General features: G+C 52.9%; 11 protein-coding genes and 1 pseudogene. 3 read left to right on the top strand and 9 right to left on the bottom strand.

Features of this window, described 5'->3' with window-relative positions:
• Window positions 1-27: 27 nt before the first annotated feature.
• Window positions 28-2,133 carry an OmpA family protein gene (locus tag IPI29_08240; protein ID MBK7412528.1) on the bottom strand — a complete coding sequence of 702 codons (2,106 nt, stop codon included), beginning with the start codon at window positions 2,131-2,133 and terminating at the stop codon, window positions 28-30.
• Window positions 2,130-4,018: pseudogene (gene speA / locus IPI29_08245) on the bottom strand (biosynthetic arginine decarboxylase). Before speA ends, IPI29_08240 begins: the two are co-directional and overlap by 4 nt.
• 64 nt (window positions 4,019-4,082) lie before the next feature.
• Here speA and IPI29_08250 point away from each other — a divergent pair.
• Both IPI29_08250 and topA read left to right on the top strand, forming a co-directional pair.
• A complete protein-coding gene (locus IPI29_08250; GenBank protein MBK7412529.1) occupies window positions 4,083-4,550 on the top strand; it encodes a transcriptional repressor in 468 nt (155 codons plus the stop codon).
• 12 nt (window positions 4,551-4,562) lie between these two features.
• The gene (gene topA, locus IPI29_08255; protein ID MBK7412530.1) at window positions 4,563-6,980 is read left to right on the top strand and encodes a type I DNA topoisomerase; all 2,418 of its coding nucleotides are present in this window, start codon (window positions 4,563-4,565) and stop codon (window positions 6,978-6,980) included.
• Here topA and IPI29_08260 read toward each other — a convergent pair whose 3' ends face one another.
• Both IPI29_08260 and IPI29_08265 read right to left on the bottom strand, forming a co-directional pair.
• Entirely contained in the window at window positions 6,981-9,137 is a 2,157-nt protein-coding gene (locus tag IPI29_08260; protein ID MBK7412531.1) for a glutamine synthetase III, read from the bottom strand.
• A 6-nt stretch (window positions 9,138-9,143) separates the two neighbouring features.
• Window positions 9,144-9,599: an Lrp/AsnC family transcriptional regulator gene (locus IPI29_08265; protein MBK7412532.1), complete on the bottom strand. Its 456-nt coding sequence runs from the start codon at window positions 9,597-9,599 to the stop codon at window positions 9,144-9,146.
• 70 nt (window positions 9,600-9,669) lie between these two features.
• On the opposite strand from IPI29_08265, the gene mtgA reads away from it, so the two are divergent.
• Window positions 9,670-10,359, top strand: coding sequence for a monofunctional biosynthetic peptidoglycan transglycosylase (gene mtgA, locus IPI29_08270; protein ID MBK7412533.1), 690 nt, complete (start codon window positions 9,670-9,672; stop codon window positions 10,357-10,359).
• Here mtgA and IPI29_08275 read toward each other — a convergent pair.
• The 5 genes from IPI29_08275 to IPI29_08295 form a co-directional block, all read right to left on the bottom strand.
• On the bottom strand, window positions 10,348-11,487 hold the full coding sequence (locus IPI29_08275) for an RluA family pseudouridine synthase (GenBank protein ID MBK7412534.1): 1,140 nt from the start codon (window positions 11,485-11,487) through the stop codon (window positions 10,348-10,350). The two genes, mtgA and IPI29_08275, sit on opposite strands and share 12 nt — an antisense overlap.
• On the bottom strand, window positions 11,468-12,064 hold the full coding sequence (gene lspA / locus IPI29_08280) for a signal peptidase II (GenBank protein MBK7412535.1): 597 nt from the start codon (window positions 12,062-12,064) through the stop codon (window positions 11,468-11,470). The genes IPI29_08275 and lspA overlap by 20 nt, the downstream gene beginning before the upstream one ends.
• Window positions 12,061-12,633: a hypothetical protein gene (locus tag IPI29_08285; GenBank protein MBK7412536.1), complete on the bottom strand. Its 573-nt coding sequence runs from the start codon at window positions 12,631-12,633 to the stop codon at window positions 12,061-12,063. The genes lspA and IPI29_08285 overlap by 4 nt, the downstream gene beginning before the upstream one ends.
• Window positions 12,634-12,752: 119 nt before the next feature.
• The gene (locus tag IPI29_08290) at window positions 12,753-12,998 is read right to left on the bottom strand and encodes a hypothetical protein (protein ID MBK7412537.1); all 246 of its coding nucleotides are present in this window, start codon (window positions 12,996-12,998) and stop codon (window positions 12,753-12,755) included.
• 60 nt (window positions 12,999-13,058) lie between these two features.
• Window positions 13,059-16,298: an isoleucine--tRNA ligase gene (locus tag IPI29_08295; protein MBK7412538.1), complete on the bottom strand. Its 3,240-nt coding sequence runs from the start codon at window positions 16,296-16,298 to the stop codon at window positions 13,059-13,061.
• Window positions 16,299-16,321 lie beyond the last annotated feature (23 nt).

Consider the following 16,321-nt stretch of genomic DNA (forward strand, 5'->3'; position numbering starts at 1 on the left):
CATGCAACCAAGGAGAAGACGCATTTTCTAGATGGAGACGATTTTGAATTCAACTCGGCGGTTCTTTTGACGACCTTCTTCTGTGGAGTTGCTTGCAAGGGGCTTGCTTTTTCCGTAGCCCAAGGCCTTCATTCGGGTTGGCGCAACACCGCGTCCCAAAAGATACGCCCTCACAGCGTTGACACGTTCCTGCGACAGAACCTTGTTGGAAGCGTCACTGCCAACATTGTCCGTGTGTCCGGAAAGCTCGATCGTGATCGACGGGCTCGCAGCCAAGAATTGCGCGAGACGATCAAGTTCTGCGAATGACTCAGGTCGCAGATCGGTCTTTCCGAAATCAAAGAAGAGATTATTGAGAACAATCGTCTCATTCAAACGGATCGGTACAAGGAAGAGATCACGAGTGATCTCGGAATACTCCGTTAACTCTCGTGTATCAAGCTGATCACTCACCGGATAATAACCCGGGGCTTCAGCTCTGAAACCATAAAGGTCGCCGGCCGGCAGGACGATCTTGTACGACCCCTTTGTTGGTTCCGAACGAGCGATTCCCATCTGCGTTCGTTTGGTCAGACTCTCATATTCAACATTGGTCGCGATAGGTTTCTTCGTGGATGCATCGAGAACTCTGCCGCTGACAAGGACCACTGGATTCGGGCGCACACCCTTGGTGAGCTTGATGCGGTAGAGGTCTGCACTTCCGTTCTCGGGATTCATCCCACAGAGGTAGGCATAATCACCACGTGCCGGCACCGTGTAATACGCATCCCATTCAGCAGAATTGATGGACGGTCCCAGATTCTTTGGCTCACTCCATTTCACCCAGGAATCATCGAGTCGGCGAGACATCCAGATATCCACGCCGCCAAATCCGCGTCTGCCGTCACTTGCGAAATACAATGTTGTACCGTCAGCAGCGATGAACGGAGACATCTCACTGCCCCAGGTATTCACCTCGGGTCCGCAGTTGATCGGAGCAGAGAATGTCCCGTCAGGTTTACGCCGCGCTACGTAGAGATCCTTCTGCCCCCTCGAATCATCACGTTGGATGGCCATCATGAGAACCATACCGCTTGGATCAAGGCATGATTCCGAGAACCGATGTCTGTTGTAGTAGTTATCGATCCGTACCTCACGAGGAACCGACCAGCCGTCAGCGGTCTTCACCGCTGAAGAGACACCGGCACCGCGTGGTCCACCGGCAGCCGTGTAGGTATTGCCGACGAGTACAGAGTTCTCATCCGGAGAGATACTGATAAGGAAGTTGGCACCTTCATTATTGAGGGGGCGACCAGCATTCACAGCGGGACCCCACGTGCCATCCTTCTGCATATCAGTATACCAGATGTCTTCACTCGTGGTATCTCCGATGTTCCCTTTGAATGGATAGCGACCAAAGTAGAGTCGCTTTCCGTCGGCCGTGATAACGGGCGAAAGATCTCCGCCATAACAATTCACCTGTGGTCCGAGACTCTCACGCTGAACGTTCACAGGATGATCTTCGGCAAGGACGATCGGTTTTGGCACCTGCTTCACAACCAGATGGTCCACCTCGATTTTCATCTGACCATTGAGAACGATCCCAACCTCTCCGCCGAAGATCGGAAGCTTGTCAAATCCAACGATCGTTGTGCCATCAACAAGAAGACTCATTCCTGAGCCGCGTTTTCTGATCGTGAGCGTAAACCAATTCCCCATGGAAGGGAAGTTCTCGAACGGCGTCCAGGGGATCGCGTCGGACTGCCTGCCCCCTCTCCATGAATAGACTTTATATCTTCCGTCGGAAGAGACCACCAGACCATTCGAATTCTGTGCATCACTGGCACCCCAGGCGATACCAAAGCCTTGATTCGAGGCACCGCTCATCTGTCGGAATCGTGCATCGATGTCAAAGTCTGCATCGAAATCAACGAAACAGTTCGTCTCGATATACCACTCATTCGACGACGGCTTTCGGTCTACCGTATAGATGCCATTCGCGATCGTTGCACTGCCGTTGGACCAGGTACCAACCTTCCACCGTCCCTTATTGTCATCGAAGTCATCGCGATACACTTCGCTAATGCCTTGCGCCGAAAGTGAAGTAGCGCTTGTCAGGAAGATCAACAACAAGAGAACGTGCACCGTGGTCATTCCTCTAGATAGGTGTATCCGTAAAGGCCCGAACGATAGATGGCAAGGAATTCCTTGCCTTCGTGGACCGAGATACGTTTTTCCTTCACGGACGCACTGACCCATGCCTCCATTGTGCGGACAAGCTTCTTTGCATTGAACTGTACGTAGTCGAGTACATCGGCAACAGTCTCACCATCGATCACTTGATCGATCTCGTACGACTTATCGGTTACCGTTACGTGTACGGCATTCGTGTCGCCGAACAGATTGTGAAGATCTCCGAGGATCTCTTGGTAGGCACCAACAAGGTAGACGGCCATGTAATACGGCTCATCTGCTTTGAAGGTGTGAACGGGCAGTGACGTTGTGAAATCACGAACGCCGATGAAATGATCGATCTTTCCGTCTGAGTCGCAGGTGATATCCTGCAGCGTTGCCATGCGTGTTGGGCGCTCATTCAGTCGATGGATCGGCATGATCGGAAAGAGCTGATCGATGGCCCATGAATCCGGAAGAGACTGAAAGAGCGAGAAGTTGCAGAAGTATTTATCGGCCAGAAGCTTTGGCAGCGAGCGGAGTTCTTCCGGCATCTGCTTCATGTCTACAGCCATCTCATTGATCTTGTGAGCGATGGTCCAGTAGAGACGTTCTACCTGCGCACGCGTGCGGAGATCGATCAAACCAAGCGAGAACCGGTCAAGTGTCTCCTCACGTACCTGCTGACAATCATGCCAGGCTTCGAGCATGGTGCGGCTGTTGAGTTCGCTGAGCAGATCATGGAGTTCATGAACGAGCTCGTGGTCCTTCTTGGTGACGCGGTCCTTGGACGACCAGGTTGGGACGCTGGTTGTCTCCAGGACGTTGAACACCAGGACGCTATGGTGGGCTGTAAGTGCGCGCCCAGACTCCGTTATGATGTTTGGATGAGGGAGTTGATTCTTGATCGCTGCATCTGCGATGGTGGCAATTGCATCATTGGCATACTCCTGAATGGAATAGTTGATGCTTGAAGCAACACTACTGCGCGAGCCGTCATAGTCAACGCCGAGACCACCGCCGATATCAACAAACTCGATCTTGCAACCGAGGTTCATCATCTGGACATAGAATTGCGAAACCTCGCCAAGACCCTGTTTGATCTTTCGAATGTTCGTGATCTGCGAACCAAGATGGAAGTGGATCAGCTTGAGACAGTCGAGCATGTCGTTCTCACGAGCATAGTCCACGGCTTCCAGAAGTTCTGATGCATTCAGTCCGAACTGTCGCCCCCTGACTCTTCCCACTTACCACTTCCACTTGATGCAAGTTTGATGCGGATCCCAATGTTCGGGCGAACCTTCACACGTTTGGCTACTTCATTGATCAGGCGCAGCTCACTCAGCTTCTCCACCACAAGGAAGATCTTCTTGCCCATCTTCTGCGCAAGCAATCCAAGTTCGATGAACTCCTCGTCCTTGTATCCGTTGCAGATGATCAGCGATTCTTCGTTGTTCATGATCGCCAACACCGCATGCAACTCGGGTTTCGAACCCGCTTCGAGACCGATGTTAAATCTTCTACCGTGACGTACGATCTCTTCTACGACCGGACGTTGCTGGTTGACCTTGATCGGGTAGACGCTGAAATATTTTCCCGTGTAATCATAATCCGCAGCCGCCTTGGCAAAGCAGCCGGCGATCTTCTCGATACGGTCATCGAGGATATCTGGGAATCGTAGCAGGACCGGAACGCTTACATCACGGAGAATAAGCTCATCGATCAGTTCCTTGAGGTCGATCTGAGGGCCCTTGGCCTTTCGGGGCATAGCCGTGGCATGACCCTTGGAATTGATACCAAAGTACCCAATACCCCAGCCCGGGACGTGATAGGTTTCAATCGAGTCTTCAACGCGCCATTTGCGCATGGACGGCCCTAGGTTGGTGGTGAGAATTCAGACAACAAAACTACGCACATATATATTTGTGCCCATGACTTCAATTCAGGACATCGAAACTCTCAAGAATCAGTTCGCCGAATTCCTCAAACGCAAGAAGTACCGGAACACGCAAGAACGGTATAATGTGATCGACAGGATCGGTGAGCTCGACCGGCATTTCAGTGCTGACGAGCTCTATCTGTACATGAACGGTCGGGGTGACCGGATCTCCAGGGCAACGATCTACTCCACGCTGGACCTGCTCACCCAGTGCGGAATTCTCATGAAACATCGTTTTCAGGGGGATAGTGCCCATTTTGAACTTGCTAGCAGAATGCCCGATCACGACCATTTGATCTGTATGGAATGTGGCAGAATAGTTGAGTTTCGTGAGGAAGGCATAGATTCAGTCCGGGATGCCGTCTGCGACCGTCTGGGATTCAGGCCGGTGACCCACTCTCTTCAGATCTTCGCGGTCTGTCACGATCCGCTCACCTGCGAGCACAATAAGCAGGACTAACACGGAACCCGAATGAACAACCTCGTCATCGTCGAATCCCCTTCCAAAGCGAAGACCATCCAGAAGTACCTCGGAGACGGTTTCTCCGTTACCTCCTGCATGGGTCATATCCGCGATCTTCCGGGAAACGACAAAGCGATCGATATCGAACATGATTTTCAACCGGTCTATGAGATCAACGAGGACAAGAAGAAACTCGTTGCAGACCTGAAGAAACAGGCGAAACAGGCAGATGTAGTCTGGCTCGCATCAGACGAAGACCGAGAGGGAGAGGCGATCGCCTGGCACCTCTCGGAGGCCTTGGCCTTGGATCCTGCAAAGACCCGTCGCATCGTGTTCCATGAGATCACCAAACCGGCCATTCTTAAGGCCATCGAGAACCCTCGCGGTATTGACCAGAACCTGGTTGATGCGCAGCAAGCACGACGTGTGCTCGATCGGCTTGTAGGGTACGGTCTCTCTCCGGTCCTCTGGAGAAAGATCCAACGGAATCTCTCTGCCGGAAGGGTTCAATCCGTTGCCGTACGCCTCGTGGTAGAACGCGAACGTGAGATCCAAGCACACACGGCAAGCAGCCAGTTCAAGATCACGGCTGAATTCGATGTGAATGGCAAAACGCTCACGGCCGAACTGCCAAAACGGTTCTCAGAAGAAGAGCAAGCACGGGCCTTCCTGGACGCCTGCGTGTCAGCTACGTTCACCGTTGCCGATCTCGAAACCAAACCAGCAAAGAAATCTCCTACCGCCCCTTTCACAACATCAACGTTGCAACAAGAGGCCAGCCGGAAACTTGGCTACTCGCTGATCCGAACGATGAAACTCGCCCAGGATCTGTACGAACAAGGTTTCATCACGTACATGCGTACGGACTCGGTGAATCTCTCGGAACTTGCCATCGCTGCTGCGAAACAACATATCGTCTCTGCCTTCGGTCCTGAGTACAGCAATCCCAAGGCATACACGAACAAGGTGGCATCGGCTCAGGAAGCACACGAAGCTATCAGACCAACGGACTTCGCATTAAAGTCAACCGGCGAATCAGATGCCCACCGCAGGCTCTACGAACTGATCTACAAGCGCACCTTGGCATCCCAGATGTCCGATGCACGTCTTGAGCGCACCATTGCTACCGTAGCCATTTCCACGTTGCCGGACACATTGACGGCAACTGGTGAAGTGCTTGTTTTCGATGGTTTTCTCAAGATGTATCTCGAGACGTCGGACGATGAGCAACAGGACGAGGAAACGTCCAAGATGCTGCCGCCGCTCTCTATTGGACAGAATCTTCCGCTGAACACGATGCTCGCCAAGGAACGATTCGAGCGTCCACCATCCCGCTACACTGAAGCCTCGTTGGTGAAGAAGCTTGAAGAGCTTGGCATTGGTCGACCTTCTACCTACGCTCCAACCATCACCGTGATCCAAGCTCGCAAATACGTGGTCAAGGAAGATCGTGAAGGCCGTCAGCGCGAGGTACGTCAGTTCCTTCTGTCAGGGGGCTCTGTGGTACGCTCCGTTGAATTGGAAAACACGGGAGCCGAGCGTTCCAAACTCTTCCCTACGGATATCGGTTCGGTGGTGACGGACTTCCTTACCACGCACTTTGACGAAGTACTTGATTACAACTTCACGGCAACCGTGGAGAAACAATTCGATGAGATCGCGCAGGGCACTGTGAAGTGGACGGATATGATCCGTGCATTCTATGAGCCGTTCCAAGCTGACCTCAAGCGCACGAGTGAAACGGCTGAGCGTCAAAGCGGAGAACGCAAGATCGGCGTTGACCCAGTCTCCGGGAAGAACGTCTACGTGCGTCTTGCACGCTACGGACCCATTGCGCAGATCGGAGATGCAGATGACGAGGAGAAGAAGCAAAAGGGACTCCCAGGAACGCTCTCGATCGAAACCGTTACCCTTGAGCAGGCACTTGAGCTCTTCAAGTTCCCACGCACAATCGGACTTTTCGAAGAAACCCCGATGATGGTGAAGCTCGGACGTTTCGGTCCATATATCGAACACAACAAGGCGTTCTACTCTCTTCCGAAGGAAGACGATCCGTACAGCATCGAAGGTCCACGTGGTGTTGAGGTTATACTTGCCCGACGTCAGAAGATCCTCGAAAACACCATCAAGGTCTTTGAAGAGGATCCAACGGTAAAGATCCTCAAGGGGCGATGGGGTCCATACATCGTTGTTGAAAAACAGAACGTTCGGATCCCGAAGGGCACCGACCCCGAGACGCTTACGTTAGAAGATTGTCTGGCTCTCGCAGCGCAGCAGGCACCAAAGAAGCCTGCAAGCAAGAAGGCCGCAGCCAAGGAACCGGCAGCCAAAAAAACTGCCGTGAAGAAGGTTGCAGCAAAGAAGAAGCCGGCAGCAAAAAAAACGGCCGCCAAAAAGGCGGCCGCTAAAAAAGCACCGAAGGCCTGATCACTTCACAAAGAGCATCTCACGATACGACGGCAACGGCCAGTGGTCGTGTGCCGTGATGCGTTCGAGTGCATCAGCAGCCTTGCGCACAGCGTTCATTGCAGGCAACACGTTGTCACGCATGTGATGCGACTTGCTATGCACGTCGTCTCCGCCAAGCTCATCGTTCTGCGCACGGAGCGCAACGATAGCGTCGGAGAGGTTGTTCACCGCCCCTGACATCTCATCAACAGCACGCTGCACGGCCGTGATGGAGGTACCGGTGGCTACCATTTCTCGGAGGTGACGCAGTGCACCCGGAAGGATCTGCGTCTGCGCGATCCACTCCGTGGTCTCGCCCTCGATATTCACGGTCTTGAAGTACAGGTCGAACATCACTTCTTGACGTGCTTCGAGCTCGCGAGCGCTCAGCACCTTGTACGCTGAGAAGAGCTTCACGTTCTTCTCTTGATTCAACATCTCGATCGCATCCACGGCTGTTGGCAGATTCAGGAGTCCGCGCTTCTCTGCCTCCTTATGCCACTTGTTCGCATATCCATCTCCATTGAAGATGATGCGGCTATGCTTGGCATACGTTTCCTTAAGTACCTCAGAGAGTGCTGTCTCAAACGTCTGCTTCTTCTTCATCCGTGCTTCGATGGCCGACGAGAGTACATCAATGGATTCTGCAGCGATCGTATTGAGCACCGTGATCGGGAAGGACACAGACTGCGATGATCCCACGGCGCGGAACTCGAACTTATTGCCGGTGAAGGCAAAGGGTGATGTGCGGTTACGATCTCCTGCATGCTGAGGAAGTTTTGGCAACACCTGTGTGCCAAGACCGAGGAGTCCAGAACGCTTTGATGAGCCCCCTTTCCCACTTACGAGACGTTCATAGATCTCCGAAAGCTGATCGCCAAGGAAGATGGACATGATGGCAGGGGGCGCCTCATTCGCACCAAGACGGTGGTCGTTCTGGGCAGATGCAACACACGTGCGAAGGATATCCTGGTGTACGTCCACGGCGCGGATCACAGCGGCGCAGAAGAAGAGGAACTGCATGTTATCGTGCGGAGTTTCGCCCGGCTCCAAGAGGTTCTGCCCGAGCTCTGTGGCCATTGACCAGTTGACGTGTTTTCCTGATCCATTCACGCCGGCGAACGGCTTCTCGTGCACAAGGCAAACAAGTCCGTACCGACGGGCAGTGTTCTTCAGTACCTGCATCACGAGTTGTTGGTGGTCGGCAGCGATATTTGCTTGTTCGAAGATCGGAGCAACTTCGTACTGGCCCGGGGCAACTTCATTGTGCCGTGTTTTGATCGGAATGCCCAACGCATAGAGCTGATGTTCTGCGTCGGTCATAAAGGTGAGGATGCGGTCCGGGATCGACCCGAAATAATGGTCCTCAAGTTCTTGTCCGCGCGGCGGGCGGGCACCGAAGAGTGTGCGGCCGCACATTACGAGGTCCGGGCGACGGTAGAAGAATTCTTCGTCGATGAGGAAGTACTCTTGTTCAGCACCGATGGTGGCTTCTACTCGCTGCGTGTCCGTGTCAGAGAACAACCGCAGGGCACGCAATGCCGATGTGTTGATCACTTCCATGGAGCGCATCAATGGCGTCTTGTTATCAAGAGCATCACCTGTCCACGATGCAAAGGCCGTTGGGATGCAGAGTGTTGCTCCGTTCGGATGTCGCATGATGAACGCGGGCGATGTAGGATCCCATGCCGTATACCCGCGTGCTTCAAACGTTGCGCGAAGACCACCGCTTGGGAACGACGAAGCATCCGGTTCACCTTGGATGAGTTCCTTGCCGGAGAACTGCGATATCGCCGAACCATCACTTGTTGGAGTAACGAAGGATTCGTGCTTCTCGGCTGTTAGGCCCGTGAGTGGCTGGAACCAGTGTGTGTAGTGCGTAGCCCCCTTCTCCATCGCCCAGGTCTTCATTGCGAGAGCTACGGTGTCAGAGATGGCTGGGTCGAGCGCAGCGCCGCGTTCGGTGGTTGCCAACAATGATCTCCAGACCGGCTTTGAAAGTCGTTGACGGAGCTCTTCCATCGTGAGCACGTCACTTGCGAAGACCTCGGTCACCACGTCTGAGGGAGTTGGGAAGGTGACGCCGTCGAGACGCCAGTTACGTGCCACGGAGGCAATGTCGATAGAGTTTGGCATGGTTTATCAACGTTCGATCGTGATGGGGATGGACAGAGTTTCTTTATGAGAGCTTAGGACAACATTGGTAAAGGTCTTACTTACACCCTTCCATTGTTGGATAGCACCAAGCAATTGTTCCAATGCTCCGGTGGTGCGTACACGCACTTTGAGTAGGTGGGATGCCGTGCCGGTTACGGCGTGACATTCAAGGATCTCGCGACGTGATCGACATTGCCGACGGAAGTTGTCGTAGTGAACACTCGACTCGAGATCAACGAAAATGAAAGCCGTAACATCCAGTCCGAAACTGACGGCATTGAGCACTGTCGTATACTCGCGTATGATCCCATCGGCCTCAAGCTTTTTTACGTGCTCACTCACGGTTGGAACGGATGACCCAACCTGCTCGGCGATCTCGCTCAAGCTCAGTCGGGCGTTGTCTTGCAGTAACGCGCATATCTGTCGGTCGAGGTCTTTCATGCGCTTGTTTCTTCCGTTTGTAAAGTTTTTCAGTCACAAACTTAACGATTGAAAGGTTTCAACAAACACCATGGTGAAAAATATTTTCGTCTGGATCGCCCGTTCCGGGATCGCCTTCTTGGTGGGTTCCGTGGTTGTTGTGGTACTTTTCCGCGTCATCCCCCCGGCGATCACGCCGTTGATGGTATGGCGGATCGTGCAGGCCCCCTTCACTGGACATGTGATCCTCACGAGGCATCATTGGGTGTCGTATGACGATATCTCCCCTTCTGTTTTCCGCGCCGTTGTTGGCGGTGAGGATGCCGGCTTCTTGCGGCATAAGGGTGTGGACTGGAGATCGGTGGAACGTGCGAAGAAGGTGAATGCTTCTCGTGTAAAGCGTGGCAAGCCCCCTCTTGGAGCGAGTACGATCACGATGCAGACAGCAAAGAATGTCTTCCTTGTTCCGTGGCGGTCGATGATCCGCAAGGCATTTGAAGTGTACTTCGTTTACCTCATTGAAGCGCTCTGGGGTAAGAAGCGCATCCTGGAGGTCTATGTAAACATGATCGAATGGGGCGACGGGGTTTACGGAATTGAGCAGGCAGCCCAGCGGAACTTTGGCACCTCTGCAGCCACGCTATCGCCGGAACAGGCTGCGTTGTTGGGCGCTATTGTGCCGAACCCGCGTCGATTCAGTGCCGTAAAGCCAAGTCCGTACACACGCAAGCGTGCAAGCTGGATACGTGGCCGTATGCGCGGCGTTGCGTTACCGAAGTAGGTAGATGCATGCCTGCATATCTGCAGGGATCGGGCTCTCAAAGGTCATACGTTCATTGGTGATCGGATGTGTGAATCCGAGCAGACGTGCGTGCAGTGCCTGACGCTTGATGAGCGTAAGAGCAAGCTGCGCGCGCTTGCGAAACGTATGATGGATGGCCGTAAGATGCGATTCGCGACCGCCGTAATCCGGATCTCCAACCAGCGGATGTCTGATCGACGTAAGGTGCACGCGTATCTGATGTGTGCGGCCGGTGCGGAGCTTACAGGCGATGAGAGTGGCGCAATCGTATCGTTCAAGGACGGTGACCTCTGTGGCAGCGTACTTGCCGCCGCGTTGGACCATGGCGCGCAGCTTCCTGTCCTTAGGAGACCGACCGATGTCGCCTTCGATCAGTTTTGCATCGTCCTTGATAACGCCCCAGGCCAGGGCGATGTACTCGCGCGACACTGTGCGGTTGGCGAACTGTGTTGCCAGACCGAGTGTTGCTTCGTAGGTCTTACCGATGACCATGATACCGGAGGTGTCCTTGTCAAGCCGATGGACGATACCCGGGCGCATACCGTTACTGTCAAAGTTCGCGTCTTCGAGGAGACCGAATTCTTCATCATCAACAACATTGTCTTGGTCTTCAGTTACAGGACCCTCAACGTTGGACTCATCATCGCCCCATCCCTCTCGGCGTTTGAGCACATCGATCGGTTCTCGGAATCCAAGATGATAAAGAACTGCATTTACAAGGGTGCCTGATCTATTTCCCAGGCCTGGATGTGCCAGAATACCCGGCGGCTTATGGATGACCATGAGATGATCATCTTCATAGGCGATATCGAGCGGGATGTCTTGCGGTATCAGCTGCAAGGGAGGGGGCTTCATCACGGTAACACGGATCACATCGCCTGGGCGCACCTTGTAATTGGCCCTGGACGGTTTATCGTTCACAAGAACCGTATCCGTTTCGATCGCTTTTTGAACCCGGGTGCGTGTTGCATGCAGGATGCTCTTCGTGATGAAGGCATCGAGGCGTTCTGGCTTTTGTCGCGGCGAGATCGTGAATTCGTAGACGTGTTCAATACGCGTCGGGTAGTTCGGATCTTCTGCGGCGAGCTCAGTCTTCTGCTCGTCCATCTATCATCTCCGATCCGGTAGTGTTGGGAGTTTCTGCCGACGTCTTCGGCAACTTCCCACCCGTCAATATGAGCAGAACAACACCGATCGAAACGCATGAATCGGCAATATTGAATACAGGGAAGTGCGTGTAGAGCTCACCGAACCACGAAAGGTCCGGGATGTCTACTTGAATGAAGTCAACCACCTTGCCATGGAAGAGTGCTTGTTCACCATAGGCAATTCCATAGAACACGCGATCTATCAAATTGCCGACGGCGCCCGCCAGTATGAGCGTCACAGCAAGGCGCGGAGCCCAATGGGCATGCGCGAGTCGGATCACATAATAGACCAAGAACACAGCGATGGCAATGGTTAGGAGCGTAAGGAGAAGCTTCCCGTCTCCCCAACTAATCCCAAAGGCCATACCGGGATTCTCAACGAACGTTAGCCTTACAGCATCACCGATAAGTTGATGTGACTCGCCCAGTTCCATCCCATGGTGGGTGAAACCAAACACGGAAAATCCCTTCACAGCAAGTTTCGTCAGCTGATCGAGGACAACCAGGACGGCAACAAGAATGAAGGACCGATTCACTTCAATGCATCAGGGTTCTTTGCAACGATGCGATCTACGCCATCTTCTGGGCAACGCTGATGGATCTTGTAGGATGCAGACAATGTTGTGATCGGCACAGCAAGGAGACGTTCCTTATTGATCAGGATCCCACACATGCGGCATATTCCATAGGACTTGTCTTCAATACGAGCCAAGGCTTCATCAAGCTTACGGAGGTAATCTTGGATACGTTGGATCTGAGCGTAGGTCTTCTCTTTCTCTACAGCTTCTGAACCTTGCTCAGCCATGTGCATCGAATAGATGGCACTGTCTTCGTTGTTCTCGCTGTTCGTGAGATCTTCGAGGCGTTCACGGAGCATTCGGAGCTCTTCAAGAGCCTCTTCTTTTGATTTTTCGATGTTGGTGCGGAAGAATGAAAGGTCCTTTTCAGGATACTTCAGACCCTTTTTCGGTGCGATTGGGAGCATCTGCTTTGTACTGCGTGGTGCGGGAGCTGGGGATGAAACAGAAACTGCACCGGCGGTCTTTACAACCGCCGATGCAGATGCGACTGTCCCAGTTGACTTCTCAGACTTCGAATTCGTCACTTTCCTACTTGCTGCTGGCTTAGACTGAGCGTTCTTGGCATTTGCCGAACTATTTCTCGACGCTGATGTCTGTGTTTTTGAAGTCTTTGCTGGGCTCTTAGCCTTGTTCGGGAGTACCCTTACTTGGCTTTTTTTTTTGCTACGGCCTTCTTAGCAGGCTTTGCAGCCTTCTTCGTGGCCTTCTTTGTAGCCTTCTTGGTCGCCTTCTTGGCGGCCTTCTTAGCAGGCTTTGCAGCCTTCTTCACTGCAGGCTTCTTCGTGGCCTTCTTCGCAGGCTTTGCAGCCTTCTTAGTAGCCTTCTTGGTCGCCTTTTTGACGGCCTTCTTCGCTGCAGGCTTCTTGGCGGCTTTTTTTGCTGCTGCCATAGAGTGTACCTCTGAAATAGTGAAACATGAAAACGCGTACGCCACTTTGGCGCACATTCGTCAGACGCGCTTTACGCGCACGTTGACTTGACGCCCGTTCATCTCGAGATCAACCCCTTCGGATTGTTCCCCCCGCTCGAGCGTTTCCGTCAGCGTTTCCATTACAATGTACGAGCGCATGGTCTCTAAGGCCGTAGACGTTTCATCGTCCGCAACGTACCGTATGCTGATTCGGTCCGTTACCTCAAACCCAGAGTCCTTGCGGATCTTTTGGATCCTACTCACAAACTCACGTGCTAACCCTTCGCGAAGAAGTGCGTCATCCAGCTCAGTATCCAGAGCTACGGTAAGTCCGCTGTCGGACGCTACCAACCACCCCTCGATATCCTCACTGACGATCTCAACATCTTCAAAATCAATCTGTACTGTCTGCTCACCTAACGTGAGTGCCAATACGGATGACTGCTCCAGCTTTCGCACCTGATCATGAGTCAGCGACTTGATCGCCTGCGCCACAGCCTGTGTGGTATCGCCGTACTTCTTGCCAATGACCTTGAAGTTCGGCTTTGCACTACGTCGGACAATGTTCGTATCGTCCGAAACGTATTCGACTTCCTTAACGTTGATCTCTTCCTTGATGATGTCTTCAACGGATTGAAGTTGCCGGCGCATCGCCGGACCATCAACTGGGAGTAAGATCCTGCGCAAAGGTTGGCGCGTTTTGATCTTCGCTTTCTCTCTCAAAGAACGGGCAAGTGAAACGATGTGTTGCGCTTGCCACATGCGACGTTCAAGATCGACGTTGATCAATCCCTCATCGCTCGTTTGCAATATAATACAATGAACAGTGAAATGTTCTTTGTTGGAATTCAATCGAAGAAAAATTGATTCGGCGAGAAACGGAGCGACCGGTGCGATCATTTCGGCAACGCGGATCAACACGGTGTGAAGTGTCTGATACGCCGCACGTTTGTCTTCGTCATACTCACCCTTCCAGAAGCGACGACGGTTGCGACGCACGTACCAGTTTGACACATCTTCGATGACGAATTCTTGCACGAGTCTGCATGCACGCGTAAGATCATACTCGTCCATCGCGGCCATCTGATCACGCACTACGGTGTTGAGTCGGGAGATGATCCATTGATCGATCTCGGCGCGTTTATCGATCGGCACGATGGCATCTGCTGCGGAGTATCCATCAAGATTGGCATACATCGCAAAGAACTCATACGTGTTGGTGAACGATCGGAAAAGGTCGGCGATCACGGTCTTGGCGATATCCTCCTCATTCCACAGCTTCGGCTTGTGGACGGGCGAAGAGGCCATCAAGAACCATCTTACTGCGTCGCCGCCAAAACGTTCCATCACCTCGAACGGATCAACGGTGTTGCCCTTCGACTTGGACATCTTCTGTCCCTTTTTGTCGAGAACAAGATCGTTCACAACCACGTGCTTATACGCCGGCTGATCGAACAGCGCAGTGCTGATGTTGTGCATGGTGTAGAACCAACCGCGTGTTTGATCGATCCCCTCCGCGATGAAATCTGCAGGGAATGCCTTCTTAAAAAGATCGACGTTTTCAAACGGATAGTGGAACTGCGCAAAGGGCACACTTCCAGAATCGAACCACACATCTACCACCTCACGAGTGCGACGATAGGTCTTTCCGTCGCGCACAAAAACAACACGGTCAACGAACGGACGATGGAGATCTATCTCAACACCTGAGTTATCCACAGGAACGAGAGAACCGTCCTCCTTCTCGTAAAATCCGGAGCGAAGTTCCTCGATCGACCCAATGGCGAACATGTCCTTTGTTTCTTCATGCACCCAGATCGGAAGTGGTGAACCCCAATATCGGTCACGAGAAATGGACCATTCTTTCACCTCTTCAAGCCAGTTTCCAAATCGTCCTTCACCGATCTCGGGCGGGTGCCAATTGATCTGCTTATTGAGTTCAACAAGTCGGTCGCGATACGTCGGCGATGTGATGAACCACGAATCACGAGCGTAGTAGATCACTGGATTATCGGTTCGCCAACAATGCGGATAACTGTGGACGTAGTCGAATGCGGCCTTGTAAATCTTGTCGCTCATCTTGAGCGACTTCACGATGTCTCGATCAGCCCCCTCTTCTGTGTGATCGGCATAGGTAAAGGTCTTCACTGCCCTGCCGGCCAGATCCTTGATCTCTTCGGTGAAGTGTCCGTTTGGTGTAACGGGCTGCGGCACGGGAAGCTTGAAGCGCTTAGACATCTCAAAGTCGTCCTGACCAAAGGCCGGTGCGAGGTGCACAACACCAGATCCGTCTTCGGTGGTGACAAAGTCTCCGGGCAAGAGATGAAGAACATCAGGGAATGTTGTGGCATCAAGAACGACGTCGGTGAAGATCTGTTCATAGACGGAGCCAACAAGGTCTGAACCCTTGCATCGACCAAGGATCTCTACCTCACCGTCGAGAATGGACAACCGGCTCTCGGCCAAGACGAGGGTCTCATCAAAGGTCCGCTCGCCAACGGTGCGTGTGTTACGCACCACAACGTATTCGATCTTGGGACCAACCGCCAAGGCAACGTTGGCGAACAACGTCCATGGTGTTGTGGTCCATACAAGAATAAATGCCCCTTCAGCAGACTTCACCGGGGAGGATGTGAGCTTTAGCTTAAGGTAGACATTGGGGTCGCGCACTTCCTTGTAGTTCTGTGAGAGTTCATGCGAGGAAAGGGGCGTTCCCAACGTAGGAGACTGCGGAACAACCTTGTATCCGCGGTAGATAAGCCCCTTATCGAAGAACTGGCGAAGTGCCCACCATACAGACTCGATGTAATCATTGGTGCAGGTGATATAAGCAGCATCGAGATCCAACCAATGCCCCATTCTGCGGGTCATCGTTCTCCAGCCATTGTCTTGACCAATGTTGCGGTAGACAATGTCTCGGCACGCGGCATTGAACTTGTCTACGCCGAGTACTTCGATCTGCGACTTGTCTGTGAGTCCGAGTTCTTTTTCCGCGCTGAGTTCAACCGGGAGTCCGTGTGTATCCCATCCGGCTTGACGACGAACGTAGAATCCGCGCATGGTCTTATAGCGACAGATGGCATCCTTGATGGTGCGAGCAAAAACGTGGTGAATGCCGGGGCGACCGTTCACCGTTGGCGGACCTTCATTGAAGTTGAACCACTCTGCATCCTTGCGTGCTGCTTGGGTGCGAGCAAAGACGTCGTTGCTCTCCCAATACGATAGGATGTCTTCTTCGAGTCGTGGATAGGAAAAATCGTCCGGCAGGGGTTCAAACATGGTCGCTACGGGTCACTGAAGTT

The organism is Ignavibacteria bacterium (assembly GCA_016707005.1).
Taxonomy (GTDB): domain Bacteria; phylum Bacteroidota; class Ignavibacteria; order Kapaibacteriales; family Kapaibacteriaceae; genus UBA10438.

Bases quoted from the DNA above. Each gene is read 5' to 3' on its own strand.
- IPI29_08260 (MBK7412531.1), bottom strand. From the start codon at position 9,137: ATGCCAAACTCTATCGACATTGCCTCCGTGGCACGTAACTGGCGTCTC.
- IPI29_08275 (MBK7412534.1), bottom strand. From the start codon at position 11,487: ATGGACGAGCAGAAGACTGAGCTCGCCGCAGAAGATCCGAACTACCCG.
- IPI29_08240 (MBK7412528.1), bottom strand. From the start codon at position 2,133: ATGACCACGGTGCACGTTCTCTTGTTGTTGATCTTCCTGACAAGCGCT.
- IPI29_08250 (MBK7412529.1), top strand. From the start codon at position 4,083: ATGACTTCAATTCAGGACATCGAAACTCTCAAGAATCAGTTCGCCGAA.
- IPI29_08295 (MBK7412538.1), bottom strand. From the start codon at position 16,298: ATGTTTGAACCCCTGCCGGACGATTTTTCCTATCCACGACTCGAAGAA.
- mtgA (MBK7412533.1), top strand. From the start codon at position 9,670: ATGGTGAAAAATATTTTCGTCTGGATCGCCCGTTCCGGGATCGCCTTC.
- topA (MBK7412530.1), top strand. From the start codon at position 4,563: ATGAACAACCTCGTCATCGTCGAATCCCCTTCCAAAGCGAAGACCATC.
- IPI29_08290 (MBK7412537.1), bottom strand. From the start codon at position 12,998: ATGGCAGCAGCAAAAAAAGCCGCCAAGAAGCCTGCAGCGAAGAAGGCC.
- IPI29_08265 (MBK7412532.1), bottom strand. From the start codon at position 9,599: ATGAAAGACCTCGACCGACAGATATGCGCGTTACTGCAAGACAACGCC.